General features: G+C 70.3%; 16 protein-coding genes. 11 read left to right on the plus strand and 5 right to left on the minus strand.

All coding sequences use genetic code 11. The annotated features are described in order from the left end of the window. Window positions 1-4: 4 nt before the first annotated feature. The 3 genes from AB0K05_RS27140 to AB0K05_RS27150 are packed head-to-tail and all read left to right on the plus strand — an operon-like array spanning window position 5 to window position 2951. Complete coding sequence (locus tag AB0K05_RS27140; RefSeq protein WP_271279885.1) at window positions 5-1306, plus strand: nucleotide sugar dehydrogenase; 1302 nt, start codon at window positions 5-7, stop codon at window positions 1304-1306. After that, on the plus strand, window positions 1303-2262 hold the full coding sequence (locus tag AB0K05_RS27145; protein WP_148036470.1) for an NAD-dependent epimerase/dehydratase family protein: 960 nt from the start codon (window positions 1303-1305) through the stop codon (window positions 2260-2262). The genes AB0K05_RS27140 and AB0K05_RS27145 overlap by 4 nt, the downstream gene beginning before the upstream one ends. Beyond that, window positions 2259-2951 carry an endo alpha-1,4 polygalactosaminidase gene (locus tag AB0K05_RS27150; protein ID WP_271279883.1) on the plus strand — a complete coding sequence of 231 codons (693 nt, stop codon included), beginning with the start codon at window positions 2259-2261 and terminating at the stop codon, window positions 2949-2951. The genes AB0K05_RS27145 and AB0K05_RS27150 overlap by 4 nt, the downstream gene beginning before the upstream one ends. Window positions 2952-2992: 41 nt before the next feature. On the opposite strand, the gene AB0K05_RS27155 is transcribed toward AB0K05_RS27150, so the two are convergent. The 3 genes from AB0K05_RS27155 to AB0K05_RS27165 form a co-directional block, all read right to left on the minus strand. Next, window positions 2993-4039 (minus strand): 2-oxoacid:ferredoxin oxidoreductase subunit beta, encoded by a 1047-nt coding sequence (locus tag AB0K05_RS27155; RefSeq protein ID WP_364232703.1) that lies wholly within the window; start codon window positions 4037-4039, stop codon window positions 2993-2995. Then, window positions 4032-5876, minus strand: a complete 1845-nt coding sequence (locus AB0K05_RS27160) for a 2-oxoacid:acceptor oxidoreductase subunit alpha (protein WP_364232706.1) — start codon at window positions 5874-5876, stop codon at window positions 4032-4034. Before AB0K05_RS27160 ends, AB0K05_RS27155 begins: the two co-directional genes overlap by 8 nt. Before the next feature lie 243 nt (window positions 5877-6119). Beyond that, window positions 6120-7580, minus strand: coding sequence for a polysaccharide deacetylase family protein (locus tag AB0K05_RS27165; protein ID WP_364232708.1), 1461 nt, complete (start codon window positions 7578-7580; stop codon window positions 6120-6122). A gap of 86 nt (window positions 7581-7666) precedes the next feature. Here AB0K05_RS27165 and ndhC point away from each other — a divergent pair, with 86 nt between their 5' ends. The 6 genes from ndhC (at window position 7667) to AB0K05_RS27195 (ending at window position 12080) form a co-directional block, all read left to right on the plus strand. Next, window positions 7667-8038, plus strand: coding sequence for an NADH-quinone oxidoreductase subunit A (gene ndhC, locus AB0K05_RS27170; protein WP_148036475.1), 372 nt, complete (start codon window positions 7667-7669; stop codon window positions 8036-8038). Between the two features lie 95 nt (window positions 8039-8133). Further along, window positions 8134-8601 (plus strand): NADH-quinone oxidoreductase subunit B family protein, encoded by a 468-nt coding sequence (locus AB0K05_RS27175; protein WP_364233185.1) that lies wholly within the window; start codon window positions 8134-8136, stop codon window positions 8599-8601. Next, a complete protein-coding gene (locus AB0K05_RS27180; RefSeq protein ID WP_364232710.1) occupies window positions 8598-9140 on the plus strand; it encodes an NADH-quinone oxidoreductase subunit C in 543 nt (180 codons plus the stop codon). Before AB0K05_RS27175 ends, AB0K05_RS27180 begins: the two co-directional genes overlap by 4 nt. Beyond that, window positions 9133-10074: an NADH-quinone oxidoreductase subunit NuoH gene (nuoH, locus tag AB0K05_RS27185; RefSeq protein ID WP_219546857.1), complete on the plus strand. Its 942-nt coding sequence runs from the start codon at window positions 9133-9135 to the stop codon at window positions 10072-10074. Before AB0K05_RS27180 ends, nuoH begins: the two co-directional genes overlap by 8 nt. Before the next feature lie 55 nt (window positions 10075-10129). Beyond that, window positions 10130-11080 (plus strand): hypothetical protein, encoded by a 951-nt coding sequence (locus tag AB0K05_RS27190; protein WP_364232712.1) that lies wholly within the window; start codon window positions 10130-10132, stop codon window positions 11078-11080. Window positions 11081-11318: 238 nt separating this feature from the next. Then, window positions 11319-12080 carry a GNAT family N-acetyltransferase gene (locus AB0K05_RS27195; protein WP_364232714.1) on the plus strand — a complete coding sequence of 254 codons (762 nt, stop codon included), beginning with the start codon at window positions 11319-11321 and terminating at the stop codon, window positions 12078-12080. Window positions 12081-12097: 17 nt separating this feature from the next. On the opposite strand, the gene AB0K05_RS27200 is transcribed toward AB0K05_RS27195, so the two are convergent. Further along, window positions 12098-12742: a helix-turn-helix domain-containing protein gene (locus tag AB0K05_RS27200; protein ID WP_364232717.1), complete on the minus strand. Its 645-nt coding sequence runs from the start codon at window positions 12740-12742 to the stop codon at window positions 12098-12100. Between the two features lie 55 nt (window positions 12743-12797). Between AB0K05_RS27200 and AB0K05_RS27205 the strand changes: the two genes are divergently transcribed. Continuing rightward, entirely contained in the window at window positions 12798-13601 is an 804-nt protein-coding gene (locus AB0K05_RS27205) for an SDR family NAD(P)-dependent oxidoreductase (RefSeq protein WP_364232719.1), read from the plus strand. An 83-nt stretch (window positions 13602-13684) separates the two neighbouring features. Continuing rightward, the gene (locus AB0K05_RS27210) at window positions 13685-14179 is read left to right on the plus strand and encodes a nuclear transport factor 2 family protein (protein ID WP_364232721.1); all 495 of its coding nucleotides are present in this window, start codon (window positions 13685-13687) and stop codon (window positions 14177-14179) included. 24 nt (window positions 14180-14203) lie between these two features. On the opposite strand, the gene AB0K05_RS27215 is transcribed toward AB0K05_RS27210, so the two are convergent. Next, window positions 14204-15406 carry a serine/threonine-protein kinase gene (locus AB0K05_RS27215; RefSeq protein ID WP_148036484.1) on the minus strand — a complete coding sequence of 401 codons (1203 nt, stop codon included), beginning with the start codon at window positions 15404-15406 and terminating at the stop codon, window positions 14204-14206. Between the last annotated feature and the right edge of the window lie 101 nt (window positions 15407-15507).

Here is a 15507-nt window from a genome sequence, read left to right on the forward strand (position 1 = left end):
TCCGATGCCGAAGACAGTCGGCGTGGTAGGCATGGGCTACGTGGGGCTGACGCTGACCGCGGCCATGGCACGCAACGGCTACACCGTGGTCGGGGTCGACACCAGCGCCCCCGTGGTCGAGGCGCTGTCCAGCGGCCGCGTCCACGTCTACGAGCCGGGGGTGGCGGAGACCTTCGCCGAGCTCCTCGGCGAGCGCATCTTCGTCGGCGACCACCTGCCCGCAGAGCCGCTCGACGCGATCATCCTGTCCGTGTCCACGCCGGTGGACTTCCCCACGGGCACCCCACGGCTGGAGAACCTGGCCGCCGCCGCCGAGGAGGTCGCTCGCCGGTGCGACCCGGACACGCTGGTCGTGGTCCGCAGCACCGTCCCGATCGGCACCAGCCGCGACGTCGTGCTGCCCGCCCTGGCCGCCCGCTGGGCCCGCCCCCGGCTCGTCATGGCGCCCGAGCGCACCATCCAGGGCCAGGCGCTGCGCGAGCTGGTCGAGCTGCCCCAGGTGATCGGCGGCCTGGACGAGGAGAGCCTGCGCGCCGGCGTCGAGCTGTTCGCCGGGCTGGCCGACCAGATCGTCCCCGTCTCCAGCCTGGAGACCGCCGAGATGGTCAAGCTGTCGAACAACTGCCACACCGACGTCATCTACGCCTTCGGCAACGAGCTGGCCCTCATCGCCGAGCAGCACGGGCTCGACCCGCTGGAGGTCATCAGGGCCACCAACCTCGACTATCCCCGGCCCGACCTGGCCAAGCCCGGCTACGTGGGCGGCGGCTGCCTGACGAAGGACCCGTACCTGATGCTCGCGAGCATGTCGCGCAGACCGTACCTGGTGAGCCGGGCGCGGGCGCTCAACGAGAGCCTGCCCGGCCACGTCGCCGAGCGGGTCGTCGGCCTGGTCCGCGAGGAGTTCGGCCGCACCGAGGGGGTCCGGCTGTCCGTGCTCGGCTGGGCGTACAAGGGCTGGCCCGCCACCGACGACATGCGCGGCACCCCGATCGCGGACATGATGCCCGTCTTCACCGCCGCCGGGCTGACCGTACGGGGGCACGACCCGCTGGTCGCCGACGAGGTCATCCGCCGTTACGGCGGCGAGCCGGTCAGCCTGGACAAGGCGTTCGCCGACGCCGACGCCGTGATCGTGATCAACGACCATCCGGACTACCGGGAGATCGAGGTCGACGACAAGCTGGCCGGCTCGGGCGTGCGGGTGCTGTTCGACTCGTGGCGCATCCTCGACGAGGCCGCCGTCACGGCGCGCGGCGTCCGCTACGCCGGCATCGGCTACCGCACGAAGGGGCGCGTGTCATGAGGGCACTGCTGCTCGGCGGCGCCGGGTTCATCGGACTCCACCTGGCCGCGCGGCTGCTCGAAGCCGGGCACGAGGTCACCGTGGTCGACGACTTCTCCCGTGGCCGCCGCGACCCCACGCTGACCCGGCTCGCCGGCCAGGTCGAGATCAGGTCGGCCGACCTCACGGACCCGGCCTCGTACGCGGCCCTGGAGCATCGCTGGGACCACGTCTACATGCTCGCCGCCGTGGTCGGCGTGCGGAACGTCGAGTCCGACCCGGCCCGGGTGATCAGGGTCAACACGCTGGCCCTGATGCACCTGCTCGACTGGATCGCCCCCGGCACGCGGCTGTTCTTCGCCTCCACCAGCGAGGCGTACGCGGGCGGCGTCAGCGCCGGCGTGGTGCCCGTGCCCACGCCGGAGAGCGTGCCGCTGATGATCGAGGACGTCGGCTCGCCGCGCCACACCTACGCCATCTCCAAGATGCTCGGCGAGGCGGCGGTCCTGCACACCGCCCGGGCCAGGGGGTTCGCCGCCGTCGTCGGCCGCTTCCACAACGTCTACGGCCCGCGGATGGGCGCCGACCACGTCATCCCCGAGCTGTCGCTGCGCGCCATGCGCGGCGAGGACCCGTTCGACCTCTACGGCGCGGACCAGAGCCGGGCCTTCTGCCACGTCGACGACGCCACCGACGCCGTGATCACGCTCATGGACACCCCCGAGGCGGCCGGCCGGATCGTGCACATCGGCGACGACACGGAGGAGACCAACATCGGCGACCTGGCCAAGCTCGTGCTGCGGATCGCCGGGATCAGCCCCGCCGTCCGCGAGCTGCCCGCCCCGGCGGGATCGGTCGCGCGCCGCTGCCCCGACCTCACGCTGCTGCGCCGGCTCACCGGGTACGAGCCGCGCGTCCGGCTGGAGGAAGGCGTGCGCAGGACGTACGCCTGGTACCGGGAGTCGTGGACGACATGACCAGGCCGATCGCGTTCTACTACGGGGCGGGGGAGGTGGACCGGCTCTCCGGCTTCGACATGGTCGTCCTGCAGGCCGACTTCTACTCGCGGACCGAGCTGGACCTGTTGCGCGAGCGCGGCGTGCGGACGCTCGGCTACCTGTCGCTGACCGAGGACGTCGGTCCGCCCGCGCCGTGGCACCGGGAGGAGCGCAACCCCGACTGGGGCGGCGCGTTCGTGCACGTGGGCGACCCGCGCTGGGTGGCGCACGTGGTCGACCAGGCGGTCCAGGCCATGGACAAGGGCTTCCACGGACTGTTCCTGGACACGCTCAACATCGAGCACAACTACCCGGACGACCTGCCCCACCTGCTGCTGCTGATCGCCGCCGTCCAGGAGGAGGCCAGGCCCGGCTACCTGCTGGCCAACCGGGGGTTCGGGCTGCTGCCCGAGCTCGCCGACCTGGTGGACGGCGTGCTCTTCGAGTCCTTCTCGGCCCGCTGGGTGGACACCGAGAGCTACGCGCCCTGGCCTGACGACGTGCTGGAGGCGCACGCTACCGTCGCCGAACGCCTGCTCGGCCTCGGGCTCGACCTGTACGCGCTGGACTACGCCGACAGCGACGAGCTGACCGACTTCGCCTGCCGCCGGGCCAGGGAGTTCGGCATGCTCTGCTTCGTCAGCGACCGGGTGCTCTCACGCATCTGAGGCGCCGCCGGGGATCCGGCGGCGCCTCAGGAACGGCATGGTCAGCCGATGCGCCAGGTGTCGCCGCCCATCAGCAGATCGGCCAGATCGCCCTGGCCCTTCTGCGCCACGGCCTCTTCCAGCTGGCTGGTCATCAGCGTGTCGTAGGCCGGGCGGTCCACGCTGCGGAAGATCCCGATCGGTACGTGGTCGAACGCGGGTTCGTCCAGCCGGGACAGCGCGAACGCCACCGACGGGTCGGGGTTGTGCGCGTCGTGCACCAGGACCCGGTCCTGTTCGACGCTGTCGCGGGGGACGACCTCCAGGCTTCCGTTCGCGGCCCGGATGACGGCCTTGGAGGCTGAGGCGATCGGCTGGCCGTGTTCCAGCTTCAACGTGATGTCGTCACGCAGCTCCGGGTCCTTCAACGGCTCGAAGGCGTTGTCGTTGAAGATGTTGCAGTTCTGGTAGATCTCCACCAGGGACGCGCCCCGGTGCGCGGTCGCCTCCCGCAACACGGCCTGTAGGTGCTTGCGGTCCGAGTCCAGGGTGCGGGCCACGAACGACGCCTCGGCGCCCAGGGCCAGGGAGATCGGGTTGAACGGCTTGTCCAGCGATCCCATCGGGGTGGACTTGGTGACCTTGCCGACCTCGGAGGTGGGCGAGTACTGGCCCTTGGTCAGCCCGTAGATGCGGTTGTTGAACAGCAGGATGTTGAGGTTGACGTTGCGGCGCAGCGCGTGGATCAGGTGGTTGCCGCCGATCGACAGGGCGTCCCCGTCACCGGTGATCACCCACACGCTCAGGTCCGGCCTGGAGGCGGCCAGCCCGGTGGCGATCGCGGGCGCGCGGCCGTGGATGGAGTGCACGCCGTAGGTGTTGAGGTAGTACGGGAACCTGGAGGAGCAGCCGATCCCGGAGACGAACACGATGTTCTCGCGCTTGAGTCCGAGTTCGGGCAGGAAGCTCTGGACGGCGGCCAGGATGGCGTAGTCGCCGCAGCCGGGGCACCAGCGCACTTCCTGGTCGGACTTGAAGTCCTTCAGGGTCTGCTTGGTGTCGGTCTTGGGCACCAGCGACAGGCCCTTGCCGTTGATCAGTTCAGTCACTGTCGATCACGTCCTGGATCACTCCGGCCAGTTCCTCGGCCTTGAACGGAAGCCCGCGCACCCGGTTGTAGCTGATGACGTCGACCAGGAACCGGGCCCGCAGCAGCAACGCCAGCTGACCCAGGTTGATCTCCGGCAGCAACACCTTGTCGTAGTGCTTGAGCACCTCACCGATGTTGGCCGGCAGCGGGTTCAGATGCCGCAGATGCGCCTGGGCCACCTTCCCGCCCGCCGCCCGCACCCGCCGCACCCCAGCGGCGATCGCCCCGTAGGTGGAACCCCACCCGAGCACGAGTACCCGCGCGTCCCCATCGGGGTCGTCCACGGCCACGTCCGGCACGTCGATGCCGGCCACCTTGGCCGCACGCAACCGCACCATCCGGTCATGATTGTCCGGATCGTAGGAGATGTTGCCCGTGCCGTCGGCCTTCTCGATACCGCCGATACGGTGCTCCAGACCGGGCGTGCCGGGGATCGCCCACGGCCGGGCCAGAGTCTCCGGGTCCCGCTGGAACGGCAGGAACGCGCCGTCCTCGCCGTTCGGCTCGGTGGTGAACGGCACGCTGATGTCCGGCAGCGCGGCAACCTCCGGCAGCCGCCACGGCTCCGACCCGTTGGCCAGATACCCGTCCGACAGCAGCATCACCGGCGTCCGATAGGCCACCGCGATGCGGGCGGCTTCCACCGCCGCGTCGAAACAATCCGAAGGCGACATCGGCGCGATGACCGGCACCGGCGACTCGCCGTTGCGGCCGAACAACGCCATCAGCAGGTCGGTCTGCTCGGTCTTGGTCGGCATCCCCGTCGACGGGCCCGCCCTTTGCACGTCCACCACGATCAACGGCAGTTCGGTGGTGACGGCCAGCCCGACGGTCTCGGCCTTCAACGCCACGCCGGGACCGCTGGTGGTGGTCACCCCGAGCGCGCCGCCGAACGCCGCACCGAGCGCCGCACCGACACCGGCGATCTCGTCCTCGGCCTGGAAGGTGCGGATGCCGAACTGCTTGTGCTTCGACAACTCGTGCAGGATGTCCGAGGCCGGGGTGATCGGATACGACCCCAGGAACAGGGGCAGCCGGGCTTGGACGGCGGCGGCGATCAGGCCGTAGGCCAAAGCTTGGTTGCCGGAGATGTTGCGGTACACGCCCGGCGCCAGCCGGGCCGGCTTCACCTCATAGGAGACCGAGAACGACTCGGTGGTCTCGCCGAAGTTCCAGCCGGCCTGGAAGGCGGCGATGTTGGCCTTGGCGATCTCCGGCTTCCGCGCGAACTTGGTCTCCAGGAAGCTGATGGTCTGCTCGGTCGGGCGGTGGTAGAGCCAGGACAGCAGGCCGAGCGCGAACATGTTCTTGGCGCGTTCGGCGTCCTTCTTGCTGATGTCGAAGTCTTCCAGCGCCTTGACCGTCAACGACGTGAGCGGGACGGCGTGCACCCGCCACTCGGCCAGCGACCCGTCCTCCAGCGGGCTGGCGGCATACCCGACCTTGGCCAGGTTGCGTTTGGTGAACTCGTCGGTGTTGGCGATGATGTCCGCGCCGCGCGGCAGATCGGCCAGGTTGGCCTTGAGCGCGGCGGGGTTCATCGCCACCAGCACGTTGGGGGCGTCGCCGGGGGTGAGGATGTCGTGGTCGGCGAAGTGCAGCTGGAAGCTGGACACGCCGGGCAGGGTGCCGGCCGGGGCGCGGATCTCGGCGGGGAAGTTGGGCAGCGTGGACAGGTCGTTGCCGAACTCGGCGGTGCCCGCGGTGAACCGGTCACCGGTGAGTTGCATGCCGTCACCGGAGTCACCGGCGAACCGGATGATCACCCGATCGAGTTGCTGAACCTGCTTGGTCACAGCTCAGTCCTCCTCGACGCGCCTGAGCGCATCGCTTCTGGCGCGTTCTCTTTTTCCATGCTAGATCCTCGGGAGGTCGCGCGTTTGCACACCGCCCAAAGCGGGTAAACGCAGTGAAATTCAGGATGCGGCGGCAGAAGGGCGACACAGCCCCGCTGCAAGCCTGCAGAGGTCTACATGCAGGCGCGCGAAGAGGACAGTTCGGGTCACGAGCGCCAACTATACGTCCCCCTGTCGCATGACCTAAGTCAGGGGCTGCTTGCGCACGGGTGAGATCCCTGACTCGTAGAGCTGCCCAGCCTGCATCCCCGCCGTCCCGTACAACTCTGGAACGGTGACGAAGGTGTATCCCTTTCCGGCGAGCCGTTCAAGGATGTCCGGAATCGCGGTGACGGTCGTGTCGCGAGTGTCGTGCAGGCGCACGATCGCGCCCCGGTGCGCCCGCTCCACCACCCGGTCGGCGATCTCGGCGGAGTCCCTGTCGCGCCAGTCGAAGGTTTCGAGGTCGGCGCCCACCAGCGTCAGCCCCTGCTCGCGGGCGACGTTGCGCAGCTCGGTGCTGACCGATCCGTACGGGGCCCGCACCAGCGTCGGCCGCCGCCCGATCGTCGCGGTCACCACGTCCTCGGTGCGGGCCAGCGAGTCGGAGATCTTGCTGGAGGGCAGCCGGGCCAGGTCGCGGTGCGCGTACGAGTGGTTCCCGACGAGGTGGCCCTCGGCGCTCATCCGGCGCAGCAGCCCGGGTTCGCGGGCCGCGTTGCTGCCCACGGCGAAGAACGTGGCGCGGGCGCCGGCCTCCCGCAGCGTGTCAAGCAGCCTGCCGGTCTCGGGCCCCGGGCCGTCCTCGAAGGTGAGGGCGATGCACTTGGCCTCCGTGCAGTCGACGGTGCCGGCCCGGTTGCTGGCGGCGGCGGGCGCGGGGGAGGGCGCCGCCGCCGGTGGTTCGGCCACCTGCTGCCCGGCCAGGCGAGCGGCCCGCTGGGCGCGCCGCCCGGTGTCCGAGAGCAGCGGCCACGCCTGGTCGGCGGGGACGGCCACGGCCAGCCTGCCGAGCGAGCACGGGCCGAGCTCGCAGTCGTCGAACTCCACCACCAGGTCGCCTTCGGCGTTGAAGGCCATCGAGTCGAACCGGTCGCGGCTGGGTGTCACCTGGCCGTGGTCCACCTCCGGCCCGCGGTCGCCGAGTCCGGTCTTGACCAGCCGGGCCACCTCGTGCAGCGCCGGGCTCCCGTTCAGCAGGCCGGTGGAGTCCATGGCCCGGCGGGTGTTCGTGTCGTACCAGAACGTGGTGGTGGCGTGGTCCCAGCCGGTCCCGTGGGAGCGGCCGGCCCGCAGTCGCACCCCGATCGCGTCGCCGACGGCGGCGAGCTGCCAGTCGACGTTCAGCTCCGGGCGGGACGCGCCGCGGGCGGTCTCGCGGAACTCGCGCAGCCGCCGCCGCGCGTCCGCCCGCAGCTTCTCGTTGAGCGGGGCGGCGTCGTCCAGCTCGGGGTAGCTGATGCGCACCCGCCTGGTGACGGGGTCGTCCCCGCTCACCGTGCGGGGCGCGAGCCCGGCCACGGCGGCGGGGTCGACGAACTCGATCCTGGTGGGGTCGGCGGGGACCCGGGTGTCCTGCTGCTGCGGAGTGGCCGAGGCCAGCCCGCACCCGGAGGCGGCCAGGGCCAGCAGGACGATTCCTCCCAAAGATCGAGATTTAGCCATAAATCTGAGCATATGGGGCAGATCTTGTGATTTGCTCATATTTGGGGGTATGGGGCGTTAGCTTTGACTGGGTTACCATCGCGTTCATGGACGGCTACTACGGGTCCTACGCGCTGGTCGCGGTCCTGCTCGCGATCGGCGTCGCCATCGTGGCCGGAGCGCTGATGATCAACCGGCTGCTCCGCCCGACCCGGCCCACGCCCGACAAGCTGACCAGCTACGAGTGCGGCGTCGACCCCGTGGGCGAAGGCTGGGCCCAGTCGCAGGTCCGCTACTACGTCTTCACCTACCTCTACGTGGTGTTCGCCGTGGACGCCGTCTTCCTCTTCCCGTGGGCCACCGTCTTCGACGCGCCCGGCTACGGCGTCACGACACTGGTCGAGATGTTCGTCTTCCTCGGCGTCATCGCCCTCGGCATCCTCTACGCCTGGCGCAAACGCGTCCTGACCTGGACGTAGCTCTCGCCTCTGATCCGCGCAACAATGGCTGTATGGCAGCGACGGATCTCCCGATGCCCACGGTGGGGCCGGTCTCGCGGCTCGCGCCCAAGCCCATGCGGTTCGTGCTCAACTGGGGCCGCCGCTACTCCCTGTGGGTGTTCAACTTCGGGCTCGCCTGCTGCGCGATCGAGTTCATCGCCACCTCGATGAGCCGCCACGACTTCATCAGGTTCGGCGTCATCCCGTTCGCCAACGGGCCGCGCCAGGCCGACCTGATGATCGTCTCCGGTACGGTCACCGACAAGATGGCCCCGGCCGTGAAGCGCCTCTACGAGCAGATGCCCGACCCGAAGTACGTCATCTCGTTCGGCGCCTGCTCCAACACCGGCGGCCCCTACTGGGACTCCTACTGCGTCACCAACGGCGTCGACCAGATCGTGCCCGTCGACGTCTACGTGCCCGGCTGCCCGCCCCGCCCCGAGGCGCTGCTCTACGGCATCACGAAGCTGCAGGAGAAGATCGCCGCAGAGAAGCTCGGCGACCGCTACCTCTGGTCGCGTTCGCAAGGGGAGGAGTCGTGACCGGCTTCGCCGCCGGGCCGCTCGACGGCCGCGCCGAGGTCACCGACTCCTTCGGCGACACCGTCGTCGACGTCGCCCCCGGCGACTGGATCGAGCTGCTCACCCACGTCCGCGACGGGCTGGGCTACGCCTTCTTCGACTGGCTGACCGGCGTGGACGAGCCACCGGACGCGTTCCAGGTGGTCACGCACGTCTACAACCCCGACACCCGCGAGCGCCTGCTGCTGCGCACCGCCGTGCCGCGCGACGACCCGCGCCTGCCCAGCGCCGTCGGCGTCTACCGGGGCGCCGACTGGCACGAGCGCGAGACGTACGAGATGTTCGGCGTGATCTTCGAAGGCCACCCGAACCTGGTGCCGCTGCTGCTGCCCGACGGGTTCGAGGGCCACCCGCTGCGCAAGGACTTCATCCTGGCCGCCCGCGTCGCCAAGCAGTGGCCGGGGGCCAAGGAGCCCGGCGAGTCCGGCCACGGCGCGCCGAGCCGCCGCAAGACGCTGCCGCCGGGCGTGCCGGCCGACTGGGGGTCACCCGATGCTTGACGTGGTGCTGCACTTCGCCGTGATCTTGGTCGTCTTCCTCGCCCTGCCGCTGGTCGTCGGGCAGACCGAGCACAAGGTCATGGCTCACATGCAGTCCCGCCTCGGGCCCATGTACGCCGGCGGCTTCCACGGGTGGGCGCAGCTCATCGCCGACGGCGTCAAGTTCATGCAGAAGGAGGACGTGATCCCGGCCGCCGCCGACCGGCGCGTCTTCATGATCGCCCCCGGTGTCGCGCTGGTGCCCTACCTGGTGGTGCTGATCGCCATCCCCCTCGACGACGGGTTCGTCGGCGTCGACCTCGACTTAGGGCTGTTCTTCGTGCTCGCGGTCATGGGCGTCGGCGTGCTCGGCGCGATCATGGCCGGCTGGGCGTCGGCCAACAAGTACTCGATGCTCGGCGGCATGCGGGCGGCCGCCCAGCTCGTCGCGTACGAACTGCCGCTGGTGCTGGCCGCCTCCTCCGTCGCGATGGCGGCGGGCACGCTGTCGCTGCCCGGCATCGTCGAGGCGTGGCAGTGGTGGTGGCTGCCGTGGCAGGCGATCGGCGGCGTGGTGTTCTTCGTCGCCGGGCTGGCCGAGCTGCGCCGGCCGCCGTTCGACATGCCGATCGCCGAGTCCGAGATCATCATGGGCCCGATGACTGAATACACCGGCATGCGCTTCGCCCTGTTCATGCTGTCGGAGTACGCCGGCATCGTCGTCCTGTCGCTCCTGACCAGCGTGCTCTTCCTCGGCGGCTGGCAGGGGCCGCTGCTGCCCGGCTGGCTGTGGACCCTGGTCAAGGTGTTCGCGCTGGCCTTCGTCGTCATCTGGCTGCGCGTGACCTTCCCGCGCTTCCGTGAGGACCAGCTGCAGAAGCTCGCCTGGGCCGTCCTGGTGCCGCTGGCGCTCCTCCAGCTCGCCATCACCGGGGTCGTCCAGGTCCTGGTCTGAAACTCCCGGTGCCCTCCGTTCGTCTTACCGTACGGGGCCCTTTCGAGGGGGTTCGATGACGTACCGCTTGACTCCGATCGGTCCGGCTGTCGACGGCGGCCCGGTCCCGGAAACGGTCCTGACGTGGGACGGCCCGACGCTGGTGGCCACCGCCTGCGACGATGCCGTACGGGTGCGGCCCGCCATGCTCTACCGCTACCGCTACGACCGGCAGCAGGCCGGGGGCGACGGGCAGCGGGTGACCGGCCTGGCCGCGCTCGACCATGACGGCCTGGTCCTGCTTGACCTGCCCGGCGCCTGGCCCGAGGAACAGGTGACCGGCTTCGCCGCCCAGGCCGGCGTGCCGGTCGACGGCTGCCGGTTCGAGTCGTCGAAGCGGGTACGCGCCCGGCTGTCCGGCCGCGCCCCCGGGTGGCGGCGGGTTCTCGGCGTGCCCCCGCCGAAGCCGGCGCGGTGGCGGCTGCCGCTGATCTACGCGGCCGGGGCGGTGGGGCTGGCGGTGATGGTGTATTTGGTCTCGGTCGGCGCCTGGGCGGCCTGGCGCGGGCTGTCGGTGGTCGGCCGGGTGCTCATCGACCTTGTCGAGGTGAAGTGGCTGGTGGTCGCGTTCAGCCCGCTGCTGCTGGTGCTCCGTCCGATCAAGGCCCGCTGGCGCCGGTACGAAGCGAGCAAGGGCATGCGCGCCGGCCCGCTGGACGGCCCCAACCTGGTGATCGGGGCCTCGAAGGAACTGGTGATCCACAACAGCGGGGAGCAGCTCGCCCCGCTGGAGATCGGCAGAGCGCCCGGGCGGGCGGCCGGCCTGCTCGCCTACCAGTACGAGGACCGGTCCGGCCTGTTCATCCTGAACCACGCAGGCCGCCCTCTGCACCACATCCCCGGCCCCTGGTCCCCCGAGGACCTGCGCCGCCTCGCCGCCCGCAACGACCTGGACCTGTCAGTGCTCCGGCTCAGCCGCGAGGAGTACGTCGACCTGGTCAGGACCTGCGGCCACGGCTCCCCGTGACCATGGGATGTGTGGTTACGGCTCTCCGCGACCACGTCCCCTGTGTTGGCGGGATGTGCGGCTACGGCTCTCCGCGACCACGTCCCCCGTCTTGGAGGGATGTGCGGCTACGGCTTCTACGACCGTGCTCCCTGGCGGTCGGGACGCGTCTCGATCGTCAGGCGCTCCACCGCGGATGGCGCGGCGGCCCGCGGAAACCTCGTTGCGTCTACCCCCGCCGCGGTGCTGAGCTGGCGGCATGAACCGTGAAGAGGCGCTGGCCGCGTTCGACCGCGGGTTGAGGCGCGATGCCCGGCCCCTCACCCCCGGCGACCGTGTCGAACACGTCGGCCGGGTGATCCGCTATCGCGGGGACGGCTGGGACTGCGTCATCTGGTCGGACCTCGACGACGCCACGGCCGACGCCGAGATCGCCGCCCAGGTCTCGTCCTTCACCTCGCCGGGGCGCGGGTTCGAGTGGAAGCTCTATGCCTACGACCGGCCCTCGGACCTGCCGTCCCGTCTCCTGAAGGCCGGGTTCGTCCCCGGCGAGGAGGAGACGCTGATGGTCGCCGAGATCTCCGACCTGGACACGGAGGTCGCGCTTCCCGACGGTGTCAGCCTTCGCCCGGTCGCCACGGATGCCGGCGTGGACCTCATGATGTCGGTGCACGACCAGGTGTTCGGCACCTCTTCCGACCTCGCCGCCGCGCTGCGGGCCCAGCTCGCCGCGGACACCTTGGTGGCGTTCGTGGTCATGGCCGGGGACGAACCGGTCAGCGCCGCCCGAATGGAGCTTTATCCGGGTACGGGGTTCGCCGGCCTGTGGAGCGGCGGCACCGTCCCCGGCTGGCGCGGCCGCGGCCTCTACCGGGCCCTGGTCGCCTCCCGCGCCCGCATCGCCGCCGCCCGCGGCTACCGCTACCTCCAGGTGGACGCCTCAGCCGACAGCCGCCCGATCCTCGAACGCCTCGGCTTCCACCCCCTCACCACCACGACCCCGTACACGTACCAGCCCTGACCACCAGACCGCTCGCCCTAACCACCGCGTTGGCGCCCCCGAGTTCCTTGAGCCGAGGCGCCCTGATCGCAGCCGCCCAGTGCCTTCTCGGTCTGGGCCGTGGTCATCGGCGGGACGGGCAGGGGATGGGCCGCGCCCGCGCGCAGGCCGTCGAGGGTGAGGGCCAGGTGCCGGCGCCACGCCCCTGGCACGGTTCGGAAGGTCGCCCGTACCGTGCCCGCCACCCCCCAAATCACGAACGCCATGTCCTCCAGCGTCACATCCGGCCGCAACATCCCGGCCTCCTGGGCCCGCGCCACGATCCGCCGCATCAACGCGTCCCCCTCGCGGGTGTCCGCCCCCACGCTCCGCACGGCGAGATCGTTGTAGCCGAGATCCACCGACTGCAACTCGCACACCCCGGTCAAGAAGGCGACGAACCCCTCCCACGCGTCGTCCGCCGCCAGCGACCGCTCCGCCAGCTCGCGCACCGCCGCCACCCGGTCCGCGAACACCGCCTCCACCAGGTCATCCCGGCTGGGGAACCGGTTGTAGAGCGTCCCGATGCTGACCTCGGCCCGTCGGGCGATCTCCTCCAGCGGCACCTCAAGCCCCCGGTCGGCGAACAGTTGCCGGGCCGCCTCCAACAGGCGTTCGCGGTTGTGCAGGGCGTCCTTGCGCATACCACCCACCCTAGCTATCTTGAGGGCACTCTCAACTTGAGGAGGACCTCAACTTATGGCCCGCACTCTCGTCATCACCGGCGGCACGAACGGCATCGGCCTCGCCCTGGCCCGCCACCACAGCGAACGGGGCGACCAGGTCATCGCCATCGGCAGCAGCCCGTCAGGCGGCGACCGCCTCCGCCGGGAAGCCCCGGAAGCGCGCTTCGTCCAAGCCGACCTCGGCTCCGTCAAACAGACGAACGAGCTGACCGACCACCTCCTCTCCGCGCACCCGGCGATCGACGCGCTGGTGCTGGCGGCCTTTCGCTATCACCCGTCCAGGACCGAGACCGGCGAGGGCTTCGAACGCACCTTCGCCCTGTACGTGGTCAACCGCTGGCTGATGTCCCGCGCCCTGCGCCCCGCCCTGGAGAACGCGCCCGCTCCGATGATCCTCGACCTGTGCGGCGTCGGCGGCGTCAAAGCCGGCCGGATCCACTGGGACGACCTGCAACTCGAACGCGGCTACCGCCCGTTCAAGGCCACGATGCAGGGCGCCCGCGCGGCCGAACTCCTCGCCACCGCCTACGCCGCCGACCCCGTCCGGTACGTGCTCTACAACCCGCTCTTCGTCGCGACCGGCCTCTTCGAACCCTTCCGCCAGCCGGTACGCGGCCTCGTCAGGGTCGCTTCCGCCCTGTTCGCCCAGCCGGTGTCGAAGGCCGTCCGCCCGATGACAGCGCTCATCGACAACCCCCCGGCTGCCCCGCTCTCCGCGTACGTCCGAGGCAAGCCCACCACCCTCACCACCGACCCGGCCGCGGCCCGCCGCCTCGACGCCGCCATCCGCGACCTGGTGTCCCCTTTCACCGCCTGACCTCCTCCACCCGCACCGCGCCGGTTGTTTGGAAGTCTGATGACCGCCAGCGGACACATGCCCCAGCCGGTGATGCTGGCGCCATGAGCACAACGGACTTGGCAACGGATCGGGCCGGCGGATCGAGCGCGGAAGAGCGGTCGCCGGTCGACGCCTGGACGGTGATGGAAAGGTTCTATGCGGCCGAGGCCGCGTACGTGGCCGCAGGTGGATTCGGTAAAGCGAGCTACGACGATGTCGCCGCCCTCCTGGATCCAGAGGTGGTCTTGCACCAAGCACCCGGGCTGCCCTTCACCGGCACCGGAACGTGGCGCGGCCACGACGGCATGGAACGGTTTCTCGCCCGCTTCAGCGAGGTCTGGGAATCGATGGAGTTCTTGGAGCAGGAGCATTGGGGCGACGAGAACACCGTGGTCGTGCGTAACCGGGTGCGCTTTCGCGCCCGTGCCACCGGCCGGGAAGTCGACACCTCGATCATGCAACTGATCACCGTCAAGAACGGACGCATGGCCGAGTGCCGCCCGTTCTACTGGGACCCCGGCGCCATCGCCGACGCCTGCCGAGACACCGATACGTGACCCGGGCTCCGGCGCGCGCGCTGGTCAGTGGACGATGGCCAGCATCACGTCCGACGCCGACGGGCGGTCTTCCGGGCGTTTGGCGAGGCAGACGCCGACGACGCCGCGCAGCGACTGCGGCAGCGGTGACAGGTCGGGGTGGAACGTGAGCACCCGATTGAAGATCGCGGGCACGGTGTCCTCCCCGAACGCGGGGCGTCCGGTGGCCGCGAACATCATCGTCACCGCCCAGCTGAACACGTCGGACGGCGGGCCCACCGGCGTGCCGGATAACTGCTCCGGCGACATGTAGGCGGGGGTGCCGACCATCTTGCCCGAGGTCACCGTCACCTGGTCGAGCGCCCGTGCGATGCCGAAGTCGATCACTCGGGGCCCGTCGTGGCCGATCAGCACGTTGCTCGGCTTGAAGTCGCGGTGGACGACCCCCGCCTTGTGGATGGCGGCCAGCGCCCCCGATGTGGACAACGCCAGGCGGGTGAGGCCGTCTTCGTCACGCGGCCCGTGACGGCGCACGAGCTGCTCAAGGGACGGGCCTTCCACGTACTCGCTGACGATGTAGGCGGACTGGCCGGTGATGCTCACGTCGAGCACCCGCGCGGTGGAGAAGGTCGCCACGCGCCGGGCCGCGTCGACCTCCCTGGCGAACCTGGCCCGCGCCGTCTCGTCGACCAGATCGTGCAGCACCTTGACTGCGACCCGCACGCCGTTGGGCGCCATCGCCAGGTAGACCGCGCCCTGCCCGCCGCGCCCGAGCGGCTGCAGCACCCGGTAGTGACCGATCCAGTCGGGCTCGCCCGGGCGTCGGTGGGCCGTGGGCGTGGTGGTGCGCTGGTGGACGTTGGGCGGAGGGTAGGTGCCAGGCGGGCCGGAAGGCGCCCCGGCCATCGCGGGGCGGCCGGAACGTGCCCTGGCCATGGCGGGCACCAGGATGCCCGAGTGGATCACGCTGCCGATCCAGCCCGCGACGAACATGAGGGAGACGATCGTGCTCATCGGCTCGGGAATGTCGTCGACCTGGTCGTACATCGTGATCGCGATGATGAAGACGCCCACGTTGACGGTGTAGAGGCCGGCGGCGACGAGCTGTCCGACGCTCCTCAGCCAGAAGGCCGCGAACCCGATCGTGAACGGCGTCGCCAAGCCGCACGAGAACAGCGGGAGGGCCGCCCAGACGACCGCGGCCGCCCAGGCCCCGCCGCTCGGGCGGCTCGGATGGTGCAACGACATGGCGAGAGACTACATCTGTGTTCCTACACATATCGGACGGTAGGCTTACTTGTGGATAACTTCCCCTGGGGCTGTGGATAGCTGTGGAAAACCTGGGGACA

Origin of the sequence: Nonomuraea sp. NPDC049486, from assembly GCF_040676925.1 — a bacterium.
Taxonomy (GTDB): Bacteria; Actinomycetota; Actinomycetes; order Streptosporangiales; family Streptosporangiaceae; genus Nonomuraea; species Nonomuraea ferruginea.

What these genes read in the sequence shown, in the direction of transcription:
- AB0K05_RS27140 (WP_271279885.1), top strand. Translation starts at nt 5, where the DNA reads ATGCCGAAGACAGTCGGCGTGGTAGGCATGGGCTACGTGGGGCTGACG.
- AB0K05_RS27145 (WP_148036470.1), top strand. Translation starts at nt 1,303, where the DNA reads ATGAGGGCACTGCTGCTCGGCGGCGCCGGGTTCATCGGACTCCACCTG.
- AB0K05_RS27150 (WP_271279883.1), top strand. Translation starts at nt 2,259, where the DNA reads ATGACCAGGCCGATCGCGTTCTACTACGGGGCGGGGGAGGTGGACCGG.
- AB0K05_RS27165 (WP_364232708.1), bottom strand. Translation starts at nt 7,580, where the DNA reads ATGGCTAAATCTCGATCTTTGGGAGGAATCGTCCTGCTGGCCCTGGCC.
- ndhC (WP_148036475.1), top strand. Translation starts at nt 7,667, where the DNA reads ATGGACGGCTACTACGGGTCCTACGCGCTGGTCGCGGTCCTGCTCGCG.
- AB0K05_RS27175 (WP_364233185.1), top strand. Translation starts at nt 8,134, where the DNA reads ATGCGGTTCGTGCTCAACTGGGGCCGCCGCTACTCCCTGTGGGTGTTC.
- nuoH (WP_219546857.1), top strand. Translation starts at nt 9,133, where the DNA reads ATGCTTGACGTGGTGCTGCACTTCGCCGTGATCTTGGTCGTCTTCCTC.
- AB0K05_RS27190 (WP_364232712.1), top strand. Translation starts at nt 10,130, where the DNA reads ATGACGTACCGCTTGACTCCGATCGGTCCGGCTGTCGACGGCGGCCCG.
- AB0K05_RS27195 (WP_364232714.1), top strand. Translation starts at nt 11,319, where the DNA reads ATGAACCGTGAAGAGGCGCTGGCCGCGTTCGACCGCGGGTTGAGGCGC.
- AB0K05_RS27200 (WP_364232717.1), bottom strand. Translation starts at nt 12,742, where the DNA reads ATGCGCAAGGACGCCCTGCACAACCGCGAACGCCTGTTGGAGGCGGCC.
- AB0K05_RS27205 (WP_364232719.1), top strand. Translation starts at nt 12,798, where the DNA reads ATGGCCCGCACTCTCGTCATCACCGGCGGCACGAACGGCATCGGCCTC.
- AB0K05_RS27210 (WP_364232721.1), top strand. Translation starts at nt 13,685, where the DNA reads ATGAGCACAACGGACTTGGCAACGGATCGGGCCGGCGGATCGAGCGCG.
- AB0K05_RS27215 (WP_148036484.1), bottom strand. Translation starts at nt 15,406, where the DNA reads ATGTCGTTGCACCATCCGAGCCGCCCGAGCGGCGGGGCCTGGGCGGCC.